Origin of the sequence: Polynucleobacter victoriensis (assembly GCF_900187875.1) — a bacterium.
GTDB lineage: Bacteria > Pseudomonadota > Gammaproteobacteria > Burkholderiales > Burkholderiaceae > Polynucleobacter > Polynucleobacter victoriensis.
In genome coordinates this window covers 195,298-211,481 of record NZ_FYEX01000001.1, presented here as the reverse complement: position 1 = coordinate 211,481, position 16,184 = coordinate 195,298, and the positions used below count along the sequence as shown (strand labels likewise).

Annotated in this window: 16 protein-coding genes; 15 read left to right on the top strand and 1 reads right to left on the bottom strand. The window is 44.5% G+C overall.

The window, feature by feature from the left end; translation table 11 throughout:
- Positions 1-3: 3 nt before the first annotated feature.
- Genes ccoO through CFR83_RS01030 form a run of 6 tightly spaced genes read left to right on the top strand, consistent with a single transcriptional unit; the run spans position 4 to position 3,709 of the window.
- Positions 4-660 carry a cytochrome-c oxidase, cbb3-type subunit II gene (gene ccoO / locus CFR83_RS01055; RefSeq protein ID WP_088812068.1) on the top strand — a complete coding sequence of 219 codons (657 nt, stop codon included), beginning with the start codon at positions 4-6 and terminating at the stop codon, positions 658-660.
- A gap of 19 nt (positions 661-679) precedes the next feature.
- Positions 680-859, top strand: coding sequence for a cbb3-type cytochrome oxidase subunit 3 (locus CFR83_RS01050; protein ID WP_088812067.1), 180 nt, complete (start codon positions 680-682; stop codon positions 857-859).
- On the top strand, positions 856-1,779 hold the full coding sequence (gene ccoP / locus CFR83_RS01045) for a cytochrome-c oxidase, cbb3-type subunit III (RefSeq protein ID WP_088812066.1): 924 nt from the start codon (positions 856-858) through the stop codon (positions 1,777-1,779). The genes CFR83_RS01050 and ccoP overlap by 4 nt, the downstream gene beginning before the upstream one ends.
- Positions 1,779-3,239 (top strand): cytochrome c oxidase accessory protein CcoG, encoded by a 1,461-nt coding sequence (gene ccoG, locus CFR83_RS01040; protein ID WP_088812065.1) that lies wholly within the window; start codon positions 1,779-1,781, stop codon positions 3,237-3,239. The genes ccoP and ccoG overlap by 1 nt, the downstream gene beginning before the upstream one ends.
- 21 nt (positions 3,240-3,260) lie before the next feature.
- Positions 3,261-3,452, top strand: coding sequence for a hypothetical protein (locus CFR83_RS01035; RefSeq protein WP_243383299.1), 192 nt, complete (start codon positions 3,261-3,263; stop codon positions 3,450-3,452).
- Positions 3,449-3,709, top strand: coding sequence for a hypothetical protein (locus tag CFR83_RS01030; protein WP_088812064.1), 261 nt, complete (start codon positions 3,449-3,451; stop codon positions 3,707-3,709). Before CFR83_RS01035 ends, CFR83_RS01030 begins: the two co-directional genes overlap by 4 nt.
- Before the next feature lie 79 nt (positions 3,710-3,788).
- On the opposite strand, the gene CFR83_RS01025 is transcribed toward CFR83_RS01030, so the two are convergent.
- Positions 3,789-4,544 carry a helix-turn-helix domain-containing protein gene (locus tag CFR83_RS01025; RefSeq protein WP_088812063.1) on the bottom strand — a complete coding sequence of 252 codons (756 nt, stop codon included), beginning with the start codon at positions 4,542-4,544 and terminating at the stop codon, positions 3,789-3,791.
- 92 nt (positions 4,545-4,636) lie between these two features.
- On the opposite strand from CFR83_RS01025, the gene CFR83_RS01020 reads away from it, so the two are divergent.
- The 9 genes from CFR83_RS01020 (at position 4,637) to typA (ending at position 16,118) form a co-directional block, all read left to right on the top strand.
- Entirely contained in the window at positions 4,637-5,410 is a 774-nt protein-coding gene (locus CFR83_RS01020) for a sulfite exporter TauE/SafE family protein (RefSeq protein ID WP_088812062.1), read from the top strand.
- Between the two features lie 140 nt (positions 5,411-5,550).
- Complete coding sequence (gene scpB, locus CFR83_RS01015) at positions 5,551-6,165, top strand: SMC-Scp complex subunit ScpB (RefSeq protein ID WP_243383298.1); 615 nt, start codon at positions 5,551-5,553, stop codon at positions 6,163-6,165.
- Positions 6,158-8,014 (top strand): 23S rRNA pseudouridine(2605) synthase RluB, encoded by a 1,857-nt coding sequence (gene rluB, locus CFR83_RS01010; RefSeq protein WP_088812060.1) that lies wholly within the window; start codon positions 6,158-6,160, stop codon positions 8,012-8,014. The genes scpB and rluB overlap by 8 nt, the downstream gene beginning before the upstream one ends.
- Before the next feature lie 177 nt (positions 8,015-8,191).
- Complete coding sequence (gene rimP, locus CFR83_RS01005; RefSeq protein ID WP_088812059.1) at positions 8,192-8,686, top strand: ribosome maturation factor RimP; 495 nt, start codon at positions 8,192-8,194, stop codon at positions 8,684-8,686.
- On the top strand, positions 8,683-10,158 hold the full coding sequence (gene nusA / locus CFR83_RS01000) for a transcription termination factor NusA (protein ID WP_088812058.1): 1,476 nt from the start codon (positions 8,683-8,685) through the stop codon (positions 10,156-10,158). Before rimP ends, nusA begins: the two co-directional genes overlap by 4 nt.
- Before the next feature lie 16 nt (positions 10,159-10,174).
- Positions 10,175-12,946, top strand: coding sequence for a translation initiation factor IF-2 (infB, locus tag CFR83_RS00995; protein WP_088812057.1), 2,772 nt, complete (start codon positions 10,175-10,177; stop codon positions 12,944-12,946).
- An 18-nt stretch (positions 12,947-12,964) separates the two neighbouring features.
- Complete coding sequence (gene rbfA / locus CFR83_RS00990; protein ID WP_088812056.1) at positions 12,965-13,321, top strand: 30S ribosome-binding factor RbfA; 357 nt, start codon at positions 12,965-12,967, stop codon at positions 13,319-13,321.
- A 3-nt stretch (positions 13,322-13,324) separates the two neighbouring features.
- Positions 13,325-14,269: a tRNA pseudouridine(55) synthase TruB gene (truB, locus tag CFR83_RS00985; protein ID WP_088812055.1), complete on the top strand. Its 945-nt coding sequence runs from the start codon at positions 13,325-13,327 to the stop codon at positions 14,267-14,269.
- A gap of 19 nt (positions 14,270-14,288) precedes the next feature.
- On the top strand, positions 14,289-16,118 hold the full coding sequence (gene typA, locus CFR83_RS00980) for a translational GTPase TypA (RefSeq protein WP_423808362.1): 1,830 nt from the start codon (positions 14,289-14,291) through the stop codon (positions 16,116-16,118).
- Positions 16,119-16,184: the final 66 nt, after the last annotated feature.

Genomic DNA, 16,184 nt, shown 5'->3' with positions numbered 1-16,184 from the left:
TCTATGTCTGATAATAAAAAGTTCTTCTCTCACAATACGCTAGAGAGTAATGCTGGTTGGTTGATTGTGATGACAATTTTTGTTGTTGCAATCGCAGGCTTGGTACAAATCGTGCCATTGTTCTTCCAACATTCAACAACTAAACCTGCTGAGGGTGTAACACCATATTCAGCGCTACGTTTGGCTGGACGTGACGTCTATCAACGTGAGGGTTGCTTAGGTTGCCATTCACAGCATATTCGTACATTACGTTCAGAAACAGAGCGTTATGGTCCTTACTCAGTGGCAGGTGAGTCTGTATACGATCACCCATTTATGTGGGGTTCAAAGCGTACAGGTCCTGACTTGGCTCGTGTAGGTCAGCGTTATTCTGATGATTGGCATCGTATTCACTTGCGTAATCCACGTGATGTAGTGCCTGAGTCAAATATGCCTGGCTATCCATGGTTACAAAACAAGCCAGCTAGCAATGTGGGTGATATTTCAGCTCACATGACAGCTTTGCGTCGCTTGGGTGTGCCATATACAGATGAGCAAATTGCAAATGGTCCAAAAGAGTTAGAAGGCAAAACAGAAGAAGATGCTTTGATTGCTTACTTACAAGGTTTGGGTACCAATCGTCGTGCGGTGCAAGCTGCTAAGACGAGCGCAAGTAACTAATTAGAGGTTGAGAGATCTTATGGAAAACATCGTACCGTATCTATCGGCAACATCGACGATTTTAGGGTTGATGTTTTTCGTGGGCATTATTTGGTGGGCTTGGTCTGCCAATCGTCAAGCAGCTAATCAAGAATCAGCTAACTTGCCATTTGATCTCCCTGATGAATACAAGAAGGACGATAAAAAGGATAAATCATGAGTGATTTTTTCAGTAGCGGTTGGGGTGTATATATTGCCCTAGTGACAGGTGTAGGTATCGTATGGTGCTTATATTTGTTGTTCTCACAACGTAAAACAAATGTGACATATAAGCCTGATGGTTCAGTTGCTGATACAGGTCACGTTTGGGATGACGATTTGCGTGAATTGAATAACCCATTGCCACGCTGGTGGATGTGGATGTTCTTGTTGTCATGCATTTTCGGTATCGTTTACTTAACTCTATATCCAGGTATGGGTGAGTACAAGGGTACATTGGGTTATTCAACAACTGGTGCGCATGATGCCTCTGTTGCTCAGGCTAACGATCAATTGAAGCCTGTATACGCTAAATACATGGGCTTAGATGTTAAGCAGGTAGCTGCTGATCCTGCAGCTCGCGAGATGGGTCAACGTTTGTTCTTGAACCATTGTGCACAATGTCACGGCTCTGATGCTGGTGGTTCAAAAGGTTTCCCAAATTTATCTGATAGCGATTGGTTGTATGGTGGCGAGCCACAGGACATCAAAACAACTATCTTGGGTGGTCGCGCTGGTGTAATGCCTCCATTTGCACACTTAGAAAGTGGACAAGTAAGCGACGTAGCTAACTATGTGCGTAACCTGTCTGGTTTGGCTGCTGACCAAATTAAAGTAGGTCGTGGTGCTGAAGTGTTTAAAGCTAACTGCGCAGCATGTCACGGTGGTGATGGTAAAGGTAATACTGCAATGGGTGCTCCTAACCTTACCGACAAAGTATGGTTATACGGTAGTTCTGAAGCAACCATCGTTGAGACTGTGACTAAAGGCCGTAATGGCATGATGCCAGCTCACGAAGCTATTTTGACTCCTGAAAAAGTTCATTTATTGGCAGCTTATGTTTGGGGCTTGTCAAATGTTAAAGACAAAACTGCTAAGTAATGACTGGTGATTTTCTAGAGAAAGAGGAAAGCTCTCAGAATACTGTTGAGCTTTCTCTCTACGAAGTAAGGCGCAAAATTTACCCCCGCTCAGTGAGTGGGGTTTTTGCCAAGTGGCGCATTGTTTTAGTGCTGTTTACCCAAATCCTTTTTTATGGATTGCCTTGGGTGCAGTGGAATGATCGACAAGCTGTTTTATTTGATTTAATTTCTCGTAAGTTTTATATCTTTGGCTTGGTTTTATGGCCACAAGACATTATTTACTTAACGCTGCTATTAATCTTGTCAGCGTTAGCACTTTTCTTATTCACAGCTGTTGCTGGGAGACTGTTCTGTGGCTATGCATGCCCTCAAACAGTTTATACGGAACTATTCATGTGGATAGAGCGCAAGATCGAAGGCGATCGTTTTGCGCGTATTCGTTTAGATGGTGAAGAGTGGCCATGGAGTTTCCGTAAATGGCGCATCAAACTTTCCAAACACTTTTTGTGGGTATTAGTAGCCTTGTGGACAGGCTTCACATTTGTTGGTTACTTCACGCCTATTAAAGTGTTTGCTGCTGAAATCATTGGCTTTACGCTTGGTCCATGGCAAGCCTTTTGGTGGTTGTTCTATGCATTTGCTACCTGGGGTAATGCAGGCTTTATGCGTGAGCAAGTCTGTAAGTACATGTGTCCTTATGCGCGTTTCCAAAGCGTGATGGTCGATAAAGACACCTTCTTGGTGACTTACGATAAAACCAGAGGAGAGCCACGTGGCAGTCGATCTAAAGCTGCTAACCATAAAGAGCTTGGTTTAGGTGATTGCGTTGATTGCAGTATTTGTGTTCAGGTTTGTCCAACAGGTATTGATATTAGAGATGGCTTGCAATACATGTGTATTGGTTGTGGCGCTTGTATCGATGCCTGCGACCAGGTGATGGACAAAGTTGGTTACGATAAAGGCTTGATCAGGTACACATCTGAGCGCGCCATGTTGGAACACATGGATAATAAAAAAGCACGCCATTACATCTTTAGGCCGCGCGTGATGGTTTATATCGGCATCATGACTGTGCTGATGATTGCATTTATTACCTCAGTATTTTTGCGTAATCCATTGCGGGTCGATGTGATGAGAGATCGTGGTGCATTGGCAAGAGAAATTGAAGGAACTAAGATTGAAAACGTCTATCGCTTGCAAATCATGAATTCTTCTGAAAACGCAATGAAAGTGCAGTTATCGGTTACTGGTTTACCTAGCATGCACATACTTAACTCTCAAGGTAAAGAAATTGGTGAGTTGATTGTTAACCCTTCAAGTAATTTATTGATGCCGGTAAAGGTGAGAGTCTTGATGGAAGATGTGAAGCCTGGCACTCATCCAATCAATTTTGATATTGAAGCAAAAGAAGATGGTCCCAATGCATCAGCGGCACTTAGAGTGCGTGATGAAAAATCTAGTTTTATTGTTCCAAGGTAATATTGGAATAAAGGAGCGGTGATGATGTCAAAAAATGTGACGAACAAGCCTTGGTGGAAGCAGTTATGGCCTTGGTTGATTATCAGTGGTCCAGCTATTGGATTTGTTGGGGCTGCAATCACCATTTGGTTTGCATTTACCAAAGATGTGGATCAGCCAATACGTGATGGCGTTCAAAAACAAGGCTTCAAAGTAGAGCAGGTGGCCAAATGAAATATCGTATTTTCATGTGGATTTTGTGGCCTTCATTCCTGGTGGCCGGCTTGGCTGAGGGTTTGTTATTTACGCTCGTGCACCCAGAAGATATTGTTTTTTTAGGTTATCCAGTTCAAGCCTCTCATGAGGCTATTTATACAATTGGCTTCTTTGTCCTTTGGTTCTTTTTGGCATTATCAAGCACGTTAAGTATTTATATCTTGCCTGGTTCTTTATCAGATCTAAATGAGAAATTTGATAGAAGCTTGTTCTGACCTTCATGAGAAACACACGAATAAAAAAGCAGCGATTAAGCTGCTTTTTTATTGGGTGAACTATTTAAGTTAATTGGATTTATGCTGCCTTTGATGGGTTTGCACAATGAATCGCACGTGATTTACCAGCTAGTTCCAATAAACCATCCATATCGACTAGTTTGATATGTCGTTGTTTAATTTGGATTAAGCCTGATTCTGTAAAACGAGAGAAAAGGCGACTAACAGTCTCTAATTGAATACCTAGGTAGCTACCGATTTCTTCACGACTCATGCGCAAATGGTATTCAATTGGTGAATAACCACGAGCAGCCAAGCGGTCTGACAAATTTAACAAGAAGCTAGCTAAGCGCTCTTCAGCCCGTAAGCTTCCAAGAGATAGAAGATGTCTTTGATCTTGAGTGAGTTCACGGCTCAAAATGCGATGGAATTGATGTTGTAGAGATGGTATTTGGCGGGCTAGTGATTCAAAGTCACTAAATCTGACAACACAGGCCTCGCTATCTTCAAGAGCAATGGCGTTGGATTGATAGTGATTTTCACCAATACCATCTAAACCTAGCATTTCGCCAGGAAGGTGGAAGCCAGTAATTTGCTCTCTACCATCTGGAAGGGCGTATTCTGTTTTGAGGGTGCCAAACTTGATACCATAGACCGCTGTCAGTGGTTCACCTTGTCTGTAAAGAGAGTCTCCTTTTTTGAGTCGGACTCTTTCTGTGACCAAAGTGTCGATTTTGTTCGCATCGTCAGCGCTTAGACCAACAGGCAGGCAAAATTGACCTAATACACAGGTTGAACATTTATTAGGAGATTCTGCGCTTGAAATACGATTCATTAATCTTTGCTTTTCATCAAGTTGATTTGCATCAATAGATATTATTCTATAACTTTGTTAAACACATTACTACTTAGGGAATATTAATAAGTATGGTCACCAGCACCTTATTTTTGACCATTTTTATTGGGGCTCTAGTGAGTGGTTGGCATTGCGCGCTCATGTGTGGCGGTATAGCGGCAGGCGTTGAGCGCCTCAAAAGCTCTGCGGACGCTGTGCCACTTAGAAAAATATCACGTTTAACCATGGTTTTTGAGCAGCTAACCATGCATCTAGGCAGAATTTGCACGTACGTTACCTTGGGAGCCTTTGCTGGATTGGTTGGTGTACCGATTTGGCAGCAAGGTTGGTTGCCCATACAAAGATTGTTATTTGCTTTGGCTGCATTGATCTTTGTATTTCAGGCTTACCGAATTTTGGCTCAAAGTAAGGGGGGTAGCAGCCCTTGGGAGCTTTGGTTGAATGCCAAAACTGCATCTTTGTGGGCTAAGTTGGCGCGGTACATTTCTGATAAAAGTAGTCCTAAATCTCATTTTTTGACAGGTATGGTCTGGGGCTTGGTGCCATGCGGGCTGATTTATAGCGTTCTACCTATCGCTTTTTTGTCGGGTGACCCAGCTTCTGGGGCCTGGTTGATGCTGGCCTTTGGTTTGGGCACTTTACCTAACTTGCTATTAATCAGTGGTTTTTCTGCCAGATTGGCGGGGTGGGGTCACCAAACTTGGGCTAGGTACCTGGCGGCAGCCCTGATGTTAAGCACTGGTTTATTTGGTTTATATAGAGCTTTTACCTTGCCCAATGATCTTTTGAGAGGCGGTTTTTGCATTGCTTCAACTTTGAATTACAATAGCTACCTAGTCGGTTAATAAGAATTACATGATGAATGGTCGGTGTCTATGTGCCGATCGTCCTTAACCCTAATATTAATAGTTCCCTTTTTTAATTTATGAATCCAGAACAGCTCAAGCTGGTGCTTGAAACTGCACTCTTATGTGCAGAACAGCCTATGACTATTAACGACTTACGTCGTCTATTCATGGAAGAAATTTCTACAGAAGACATGACCGCCGCCTTATTAGAGGTGCAGTCTGCTTGGGCTGATAAAGGCATGGAGCTTTTAGAGCTTGCTACAGGTTGGCGTTTTCAAAGTCGTTTAGCGATGCGTGAGTATCTAGATCGCTTAACGCCAGAGAAGCCACCGAAATATTCAAGAGCTGTGATGGAAACATTGGCCATCATCGCTTACAGACAGCCTGTGACACGTGGCGAAATTGAAGAGATTCGTGGTGTGACAGTTAGTTCAAATGTTATCAAGCAGCTTGAAGATCGTGGTTGGGTTGAGGTAGTAGGGCACAAGGAAACTGTTGGTCGCCCGGGTTTATACGCCACCACAAGACAATTTTTGAATGACCTAAGTCTGACTACATTGCAAGAGTTACCTATGCTCGATGATGCAGAAGCTCAAGCAGCGTCTGTTGCTCAGCGTGTAATTGAATTTGAAGGTGACCAAGCGGTTGCGGTTGATCAGGTAATTGACGTAGTTGATACATCAAGCAGTGAAGAGCCTGCGTCAGTAGATGCTACTGACAATATTGAAAATAACGAAAAAACTAATGACTAGTCCTGAATTTGAATCTGATAAGCCTGTTAACGTGAGCGGGCAAGAGGCTGGTGAAAATCGCTCAAGCGATTCTGCGGAAGGCGCATCTGATAATGGTGAGCGTCGTCCTAAGAGATTTGGACGTGGACCCTTTAATAAGGGGCGCGGTAAGTTTCGTCCTCGTGGCGAGAAGAAAATTGACGGTGAGAATGTTGAGGGCGAGGTATCGGCTGATGAATCTGCTCCGGCTGATGAATCTGCTCCGGCTGATGGTGCTGTAGGTGATGAGTCTACTCATACGCGCCACCCTAGATCTAGAGGCCAAAGACCTCATAGAGGCGAGCAGCGTGGTGATCGTCCGCAAAGGCCACAACAAGCAAAACCAAATCCCCTGAGTGAAGAAAGTCAGGCTTTGTTTGCTTCGGTGGTTTCTGGTGAGTTTGATGCAAGCCTAGATGCTCCTGAAGTTGAACCTGAAGTAACTCATGAAATGGTCGCACAAACTTTGGCTGAGATTGAGGCTGAAGCTGATCACGAAGAGGGTGAGGAGAAAGAGTCTGTTGCTGAAGAAGAGGCAATGCCTGGTTTGCAGTTCTCAAGCGTTGATGAGTTGCCGTTAAGTTTGCGTGATGAAGTTTGGTCAGATCTTGATGATATCGATGAAGAAGGTTTTGACGAAGACACAGTGAAGTTGCACAAAGTGTTAGCTGATGCTGGCATGGGTTCACGCAGAGACATGGAAGACTTGATCATTCAAGGTCGTGTATCTGTTAACGGTATGCCTGCTCACATCGGTCAACGTGTTGGCCCCACAGATCAAGTGCGTATCAATGGCAAGATGGTGCATCGTAAGATTCAAACTAAGCCGCCTCGCGTCATCATGTATCACAAGCCTGCGGGCGAAATCGTGAGCCAGTCAGACCCAGAGGGTCGTCCTACCGTATTTGATCGTCTGCCTAAAGCAAAGCAGGGACGTTGGATTGCTGTTGGTCGTTTGGACTTTAATACAGAAGGTTTGTTGTTGTTTACAACTTCTGGTGAGTTGGCAAATCGTTTAATGCACCCGCGCTACGGTGTGGAGCGTGAATATGCCGCACGTATTTTGGGTGATTTAGAGCCAGAGCAAGAAAAGCTATTGAAAACTGGTGTGCAGTTGGATGATGGTGTGGCTCGTTTCTTAAGATTGGTCAGTGGTGGTGGTGAAGGTGCGAACCGTTGGTATCACGTTGCTTTGACGGAAGGTCGTAATCGCGAAGTTCGCCGAATGTTTGAGGCAGTAGGTCACATTGTTTCTCGTTTGATTCGCACGCGTTATGGCCTATTTGTATTGCCTCCGCGTTTACGCCGAGGTCGTTGGGAAGAAGTGCCATCAGACCAAATTGTTCAGTTAATGAAGTTGGCGGGGCTAAAAGTTCCACAAGGTATGGGTGACAAACAGCGTCGCGATCCTAGAGAGGGTGGTCACCGTGGTCATCGCGACCAAGGTGGCGGTCAGCCAGACCCAATGCAGACATCGGTTTCTTATTGGGGGTCGAAAGATGCCTTAAGGCAGGCTTCTAATACCAATCGTTTTTCTCAGGGACATGCTGAAGATCGTGGTGGCAAGTTCAAAGGTAAAAATGGCGGAGGCAGAGGTAAACCTGGTCAAGCAGGTCGGTCAGGTGGTTTTGGTCATCGCCGTGATGAAGATAGTCAGGCTGGTGTGCACCACGGTAGTGCATTTGGTGCTGGTGCGGATAAACCAAGATCTGGGCAAAAGTTCGGTAAAAAGGGGCCAGGTCAAGGTGCTCATCGTTCAGGTCAGGGCCAAAATAGAGGACCTGGTGGTAAACCAGGGGCTAAATTTGGTAAAAAATTCACAAAAAGCTAGCCAAAACAGGGGGATTCTAGGTGATTTCCCTTGGCAGTTTTAGTGAGTTCCTATATAATTCAAGTGTTTAGTAGTTCCGGCTAAAGTTGCGTTCAACGTAGGTCGGGCATGTTCTTTTTGTTTAGGAATATGGGCTATATGCCCATTTTTTTTTGGTGAAAATTTTAGTAATAGCTTATGGCGAACGAACAAGTTTTGATTGCTGACGCTCTGAAGAGTCTGGGTTACCTACTCGTTGATATTGAACGAGAAGGTCGTGGCTTGTTGCGCGTAACAATTGAAAACATTGATTTTGAACGTCCGATTGATATTACTGATTGCGAAAAAGTTAGTCGTCATCTGAATTACAGCTTGCCTGTAGATAACGTTAACTATGAGCGCTTGGAAGTTTCATCACCTGGTTTGGATCGTCCTGTAAAGACCGTTGCTGACCATATCCGTTTTGCGGGTTTGGAGGCTAATGTGAAATTACGTGTGGCTCATGCCGGCAGAAAGAACTATGTAGGTGTTTTACAAGGATTGATCAGTGGAGACGCTGATTCAATTGATGCCAAGCTGGGTTTGTTGTTGAAGAACGCAGATGGTAGTGAAGCCATGTTTGAATTTACTCTGGCCGAGGTTGATAAAACTCGGTTGGTTCCCGTCGTTGATTTCAAAGGAAGAAAATCATGAGTCGTGAAGTCCTCATGCTAGCTGATGCATTAGCACGTGAAAAGAACGTTGATAAAGATATCGTATTCGAAGCGCTTGAGATGGCATTGGCCTCTGCAAGTAAAAAACGCTACGAAGAAGATGTTGATATGCGCGTATCAATTGATCGCAACACTGGCGAGTATGAAACATATCGCCGTTGGTTGGTCGTGCCAGACGAAGCTGGTTTGCAAGAGCCAGATAAAGAGATTCTTTCTTTCGAAGCCAAAGAGCAAATTGCTGACATTGAGATTGGCGACTACATTGAAGAGCAGGTTGAATCAGTTGCTTTTGGCCGTATCGGTGCACAAACAGCCAAGCAAGTGATTTTGCAACGCATTCGTGATGCTGAGCGTGAGCAAATTTTGAATGACTACCTAGAGCGTGGCGAAAATGTCATGACGGGTACAGTAAAACGTGCAGATAAAAATGGTTTGATTATTGAATCAGGTCGCGTAGAAGCATTGTTGCGCCGTGACCAAATGATTCCAAAAGAGAATCTAAGAAGTGGTGACCGAGTGCGTGGTTTTATTTTGAAAGTAGACCGTGAAGCACGTGGTCCACAAATCGAGTTATCACGTACTGCACCGCAATTCTTGATCAAGTTATTTGAGAATGAAGTGCCTGAAATGGAGCAAGGTTTATTAGAGATTAAGGGCGCCGCTCGCGATCCTGGTATCCGTGCAAAGATTGCTGTTGTTGCTCATGACAAGCGCATCGATCCTATTGGTACTTGTGTAGGTGTTCGCGGTACACGTGTGACTGCAGTTCGTAACGAAGTTGCGGGTGAGGCAGTGGATATTGTCTTGTGGTCTGAAGATCCAGCGCAGTTTGTGATTGGTGCTCTAGCGCCTGCTCAAGTTCAATCAATCGTTGTTGATGAAGAAAAGCATGCGATGGACGTAGTTGTTGATGAAGAAAACTTGGCAATTGCGATTGGTCGCAGTGGTCAAAACGTGCGCTTAGCAAGTGAATTAACTGGTTGGCACATCAACATCATGACTCCAGAAGAGTCTGCACAGAAGACTGAAGAAGAGTCAGAGAAGGTTCGTGCTTTGTTCATGGATAAATTGGATGTGGACCAAGAGGTTGCAGACATTTTGATCGAAGAAGGCTTCAATAGTTTGGAAGAGGTTGCGTATGTACCTTTGTCAGAAATGCTAGAAATTGATGCATTTGATGAAGACACTGTAAATGAATTGCGTACTCGTGCTCGCGACTCATTGTTAACAATGGAGTTGGCAAAAGAAGAGCGTGTTGAAGAGGTATCGCAAGACCTACGTAGCTTAGAAGGTATGACTACGAATCTTGTTGCCAAGTTGGCGGAAGGTAATGTCCATACCCGTGATGACCTAGCGGAATTGGCTGTTGATGAGTTAGTTGAAATGACTGGCATCAACGAAGAAGACGCGAAGGCTCTCATTATGAAAGCTCGTGCACATTGGTTTAACTGATTCATAAGGGGTTCGCATGGCGACCACGACCGTAGAAGATTTAGCAAAAGAACTGAAGCGAACTCCAGCAGCATTGCTGGAGCAGCTTCAGGCTGCAGGTATTAATAAGACATCTGCAGAAGATAAGCTAACTGAGAAAGATAAAACGAAATTGCTAGAGCATTTGCAAGTTGCACATGGCTCTGATGCTGGTGCTCGTAAAAAAATTACTTTAACTAAGCGTGAAACGACTGAAATTCGTCAAGCTGACTCTGCAGGTAAAACTCGCACAGTTCAAGTTGAGGTTCGTAAAAAGCGTGTTCTAGTTAAGCGTGACGAGTCTGCAGCACTAGAGGCTCCAGTTGCTAAACCAGCTGCACCTGTTGAAGCTGCGCCTGCAAACATATTGGACGATGCAGAATTGGCCAAGCGTGAAGCGGAAGCTAAACGTCAAGCTGAGTTGTTGGCTCGCCAAGAAGCTGACATGAAAGCTGAAATGGATCGTAAGGCTCGTGAAGAGTCTGAAAAAGCAGAAGCAAAAGCAAAGGTTGAAAAAGAAACAGTTTCAACTGAGGTAACTGCTGAAGAAGTTAAAGCAAAAGCTGATGTTGAAGAAAAGCAAAAAGTTGCGGATGCGGCTGCTGCAAAAGTGCGTGATGACGAATTGGAGAATATTCGAGTACGTCGCGCTAAAGCAGAAGCTGAAGCTTTAGCGATTCGTGACATGATGAACGCCCCAGCTCGAGTGCTAAAGGCTGCTAAGCCTGCTGAGGAAGAAAAGAAGGGCACTTTACACAAGCCAGTTAAGGCTGAAGGTGCTGAAGAGAAAAAGAAAGACAAGTCAGGGGTTGCAAAACCTGGCACTAAAACAATCAAATCTTCTGAGTCATCATCGACTTGGAATGAAGATGGTAAGAAGCGCCCAGGCGGCTTGAAAACTCGTGGTGATACTACGGGTGGTGCTGGCAACTGGCGCACCGGTGGTGGCAAGAAAAAACATCAACAGCAGGCTAGTGAAGTGCCAACTAATTTTGTGGCACCAACAGAGCCTGTTGTCAGAGATGTTCATGTTCCAGAAACCATTACTGTTTCAGAGTTAGCTCATAAGATGTCTGTTAAAGCAGCTGAAGTTATCAAGTTGCTAATGGGCATGGGTCAGATGGTTACCATCAACCAAGTGCTAGACCAAGATACAGCGATGATCATCGTTGAAGAGATGGGTCATAAAGCATTTGCAGCTAAATTAGATGATCCTGATACAGATTTAACAACGGATGCTCATGATGCGGAATTGCTCACAAGACCTCCAGTTGTTACTGTGATGGGTCACGTTGACCACGGTAAAACATCATTACTGGATTCAATCCGCCGTGCCAAAGTTGCATCGGGTGAGGCTGGTGGTATTACTCAGCATATTGGTGCTTACCATGTGGAAACACCACGCGGCATGATCACATTCTTAGATACTCCGGGTCACGAAGCTTTTACGGCGATGCGTGCTCGTGGTGCTCAAGCAACTGACATTGTTATTTTGGTGGTGGCTGCTGATGATGGTGTGATGCCCCAAACAAAAGAAGCGATTTCGCACGCTAAGTCTGCTGGTGTGCCATTGGTTGTAGCAATTAACAAAATTGATAAGCCTGAAGCAAATCCAGAGCGCGTTAAGCAAGAGTTGGTGGCTGAGGGTGTGGTTCCTGAGGAGTATGGTGGTGATTCACCATTTATTCCAGTTTCAGCAAAGGCTGGTACAGGTATTGATGATCTTTTGGAAAACGTATTGTTGCAAGCTGAGGTTCTTGAACTAAAGGCTCCTAAAGATGCTGCAGCTAAAGGTCTAGTGATTGAAGCTCGCCTTGATAAAGGTAAGGGTCCGGTTGCAACGATTCTTGTTCAATCAGGAACTTTACGTCGTGGCGACATGATCTTGGCAGGTTCTTCATTCGGTCGCGTTCGTGCGATGTTGGATGAAAACGGTAAGCCATGTAATGATGCTGGCCCATCAATTCCGGTAGAGATTCAAGGTTTATCAGAAGTACCTGCTGCTGGTGAAGAGGTGATTGCTGTTGCTGATGAGCGTAAGGCTCGTGAGATCGCGCTATTCCGTCAAGGTAAGTTCCGTGATGTGAAGTTGGCTAAGCAACAAGCAGTCAAACTTGAAAGCATGTTTGAGAATATGGGTGAAGGCAGTGTGGAAGCGAAGAACTTGCCAATCATCATCAAGGCAGACGTTCAAGGTTCTCAAGAAGCTTTGGCTCAATCATTGCAAAAACTATCAACTTCAGAAGTGAAAGTTCAAATTGTTCACGCTGCAGTGGGTGGTATTACTGAAACAGACATTAACTTGGCGGTTGCTTCTAAGGCTGTTGTGATTGGCTTTAATTCACGTGCCGATGCATTAGCTCGTAAATTGGCTGAAGCCAATGGCGTTGATATTCGCTACTACAACATCATCTACGATGCTGTTGATGAAGTGAAAGCAGCGATGAGCGGCATGTTAACGCCAGAGAAGAAAGAAGAAGTCACTGGCTTGGTTGAGATTCGTCAAGTGATTCAGGTTTCTAAAGTGGGTTCAGTAGCTGGTTGTATGGTGCTAGAGGGCATCGTTAAACGTTCGTCACGTGCACGTTTGTTGCGTAATAACGTGGTGGTGTGGACTGGCGAGTTGGATTCATTGAAGCGCTTTAAAGATGACGTTAAAGAAGTTAAAGGTGGTTTTGAGTGCGGTTTATCACTTAAGAACTACAACGACATTCATGAAGGTGATCAATTAGAGATTTTTGAAGTTACAGAAGTAGCTAGAACGCTCTAATTGCTTTAAGTCGTTAACATGCCAGTTAAAAATCATCGTAATCAAAGAGTGGCCGACCAAATCCAAAGGGATTTGGCCGAGCTCATTCCACGTGAGATTCGCGACCCCAAAGTGGGCTTGATTACTTTGCAGGCTGTTGAGTTAACAACTGACATGGCTCATGCCAAGATTTTTTTTACTGTTTTAGGTGCTGAGCCTGAGTATGCATTAGCAGCACTTCGTGAAAAAGCTGGCTATTTGCATTCATTGTTATTTAAGCGTTTACATATTCACACAGTTCCTACTTTACATTTTCATCATGATGAGTCTGTGGCTCGTGGGGTGGAAATGTCTCGTTTGATCGATCAGGCGCTTGGCGACCACGATAAGGCTTAAGTTATGCCCCAAGGTATTCATGGGGTGGTGCTACTGGATAAACCAGAAGGTATCAGCTCTCAAACGGCAGTCACAATCGTTAAACGTGCTTTTGATGCAGAAAAAGCAGGTCATACGGGTACATTAGATCCAATGGCAACAGGTTTGCTGCCAGTGTGTTTGGGTGAGGCAACAAAGTATTCGCAAGACTTGTTGGATGCGGATAAGACTTATTTGGCCACCATTAAGTTTGGTGAAAAAACCACAACGGGTGATGCTGAGGGTGAGGTAGTTGAAGTGAGAGTTGCTAATTTTGATGTGACTGATGAAATACAGTTGCAAGAAAAATTGGCAGAAGTATTACTGAAGTTCACGGGTGAGATTGCTCAAGTTCCGCCGATGTATTCGGCCTTGAAAAGGGACGGTAAGCCTTTGTATGAGTACGCTCGTGCAGGTGAGACTTTAGAGCGTGAAGCTCGTCATGTCACGATTCATTCATTGAAATGGATTAAGGTGGAGTGGCCGGTGGCGCAATTAGAAGTGAACTGCAGTAAAGGTACTTATGTCAGAACTTTGGCAGAAGATATCGGAGAGTATTTGGGTGCTGGGGCTCATTTGATTGGCTTACGACGAGAAAAAGTAGGCCATTTAAGTTTGGGGCATGGCGTTACTTTGGAGAATGTGAAAGCTAACTCTAGAGAAGAAAACATGAAGTCGGAGTATTTGCTGCCTGTAGATGCTCTCGTACAAGACCTCAATTCATTGGGGCTTAGTGATGAAGAGGCAAATCGCTTGCGCTTGGGACAAAGAGTTCCTGTGAGCAAAGCGGGTAGTGAAGAAGAGTTGATGAGGATTTATCGCGGTGCGATTGAGTCTTCAAATTTTATGGGTACAGCAGATTGGCGCAAGGGTGTTTTGCATCCGCGACGTTTGATTGCCCAAGTAGTAGTAACGAATTTAACCAATTGAAAAAAGTGAAAGCAGAACCATGAGTAATATTCGCGCATTAAGAAATATCGCCATCATTGCCCACGTTGACCACGGTAAAACTACCTTGGTTGACCAATTATTACGTCAGTCAGGCACATTCCGTGACAACCAACAGGTTGCTGAGCGTGTGATGGACTCAAATGATATTGAAAAAGAACGTGGCATCACGATCTTGTCAAAGAACTGTGCTGTTGAGTACGAAGGTACGCACATTAATATCGTTGACACCCCAGGACACGCAGACTTCGGTGGCGAGGTGGAGCGTGTGTTATCTATGGTTGATGGTGTGTTGTTGCTTGTGGATGCTGTTGAAGGCCCAATGCCACAAACACGTTTTGTGACTAAAAAAGCTTTGGCTCTTGGTTTGAAACCAATTGTGGTTGTGAACAAGGTAGACCGTCCAGGCGCGCGTATTGATTACGTTGTAAACGCAACATTTGAACTATTTGATAAATTAGGTGCAACAGAAGAACAATTGGATTTCCCAGTTGTGTACGCTTCAGGTTTGAGTGGTTATGCAGGTTTAACGCCTGATGTACGTGAAGGTACGATGGCGCCATTGTTCGAAACGGTTCTTAAATACGTACCGATTCGTGACGAAGATCCAGATGGTCCTTTGCAATTCCAAATTTCATCAATCGACTACAACAGCTATGTAGGTAAGATTGGTGTGGGTCGTATTAGTCGCGGTACGGTGAAGGCTGGTCAAAGTGTGGTTTGTCAAAACGGTCCAGATGGCACGCCATTTAACGGTCGTGTAAACCAAGTATTGAAGTTCCAAGGCTTGGAGCGTGTACAGGTTGATCAGGCAGCATCAGGTGACATCGTTTTGATTAACGGTATTGAAGATTTGGCAATCGGTACAACGGTCTGTTCACCAGATAAAGTTGAGCCACTACCTATGTTGAAAGTGGATGAGCCAACTTTAACGATGAACTTCATGGTTAATACAAGCCCATTAGCTGGTCGTGAAGGTAAATTCATTACTAGTCGTCAGATTCGTGATCGTTTGCATCGTGAGTTGAAATCGAACATGGCTTTGCGCGTTAGCGATACTGACGATGACACAGTGTTTGAGGTGTCAGGTCGTGGTGAATTGCATTTAACCATCTTGATTGAGAATATGCGTCGTGAAGGCTATGAGTTAGCAGTTTCACGTCCACGCGTGGTTTTCCATGAAGAGAACGGCATGAAGATGGAGCCGTATGAGAATTTAACCGTAGACGTTGAAGATACAACTCAAGGTTCTGTGATGGAAGAATTGGGTAAACGTAAGGGTGAGTTGCAAGATATGGTGTCAGACGGCAAAGGCCGTACACGTCTTGAGTACAGAATTCCTGCGCGTGGTTTGATTGGTTTCCAAGGTGATTTCTTGACGATGACTCGTGGTACTGGTTTGATGAGTCATACATTTGATGCTTATGGTCCAATGAAAGAGGGTATGGTTGGCGAGCGTCACAACGGTGTATTGATTTCTCAGGATGATGGTGAAGCAGTAGCCTACGCTTTATGGAAGTTGCAAGACCGTGGCCGTATGTTTGTGGTTCCTGGTGATGCGCTTTATGAAGGTATGGTGATTGGTATTCATAGTCGTGACAATGACTTAATTGTGAACCCAATTAAAGGTAAGCAATTAACCAACGTACGTGCTTCTGGTACTGATGAAGCTGTTCGTCTAGTTCCAGCTATTCAGATGTCTTTGGAATATGCCGTTGAATTCATCGCAGAAGATGAGTTGGTTGAAGTAACTCCAAAGAGCATTCGAATTCGCAAGCGCTACTTAAAAGAGCACGAGCGTAAGAAGGCTAGCCGTGAGACAGTTGCTTAATTAAAGTAACTGAATTAACAAAGCCGCATACTTTTTAGGTGCGGCTTTGTTGTCATTGGATCTCTG

Coding starts and splice junctions, on each gene's coding strand:
- rluB (WP_088812060.1), top strand. CDS start 6,158: ATGACTAGTCCTGAATTTGAATCTGATAAGCCTGTTAACGTGAGCGGG.
- ccoG (WP_088812065.1), top strand. CDS start 1,779: ATGACTGGTGATTTTCTAGAGAAAGAGGAAAGCTCTCAGAATACTGTT.
- nusA (WP_088812058.1), top strand. CDS start 8,683: ATGAGTCGTGAAGTCCTCATGCTAGCTGATGCATTAGCACGTGAAAAG.
- scpB (WP_243383298.1), top strand. CDS start 5,551: ATGACTATTAACGACTTACGTCGTCTATTCATGGAAGAAATTTCTACA.
- CFR83_RS01020 (WP_088812062.1), top strand. CDS start 4,637: ATGGTCACCAGCACCTTATTTTTGACCATTTTTATTGGGGCTCTAGTG.
- infB (WP_088812057.1), top strand. CDS start 10,175: ATGGCGACCACGACCGTAGAAGATTTAGCAAAAGAACTGAAGCGAACT.
- CFR83_RS01050 (WP_088812067.1), top strand. CDS start 680: ATGGAAAACATCGTACCGTATCTATCGGCAACATCGACGATTTTAGGG.
- CFR83_RS01035 (WP_243383299.1), top strand. CDS start 3,261: ATGATGTCAAAAAATGTGACGAACAAGCCTTGGTGGAAGCAGTTATGG.
- truB (WP_088812055.1), top strand. CDS start 13,325: ATGCCCCAAGGTATTCATGGGGTGGTGCTACTGGATAAACCAGAAGGT.
- rbfA (WP_088812056.1), top strand. CDS start 12,965: ATGCCAGTTAAAAATCATCGTAATCAAAGAGTGGCCGACCAAATCCAA.
- ccoO (WP_088812068.1), top strand. CDS start 4: ATGTCTGATAATAAAAAGTTCTTCTCTCACAATACGCTAGAGAGTAAT.
- typA (WP_423808362.1), top strand. CDS start 14,289: ATGAGTAATATTCGCGCATTAAGAAATATCGCCATCATTGCCCACGTT.
- CFR83_RS01030 (WP_088812064.1), top strand. CDS start 3,449: ATGAAATATCGTATTTTCATGTGGATTTTGTGGCCTTCATTCCTGGTG.
- ccoP (WP_088812066.1), top strand. CDS start 856: ATGAGTGATTTTTTCAGTAGCGGTTGGGGTGTATATATTGCCCTAGTG.
- rimP (WP_088812059.1), top strand. CDS start 8,192: ATGGCGAACGAACAAGTTTTGATTGCTGACGCTCTGAAGAGTCTGGGT.
- CFR83_RS01025 (WP_088812063.1), bottom strand. CDS start 4,544: ATGAATCGTATTTCAAGCGCAGAATCTCCTAATAAATGTTCAACCTGT.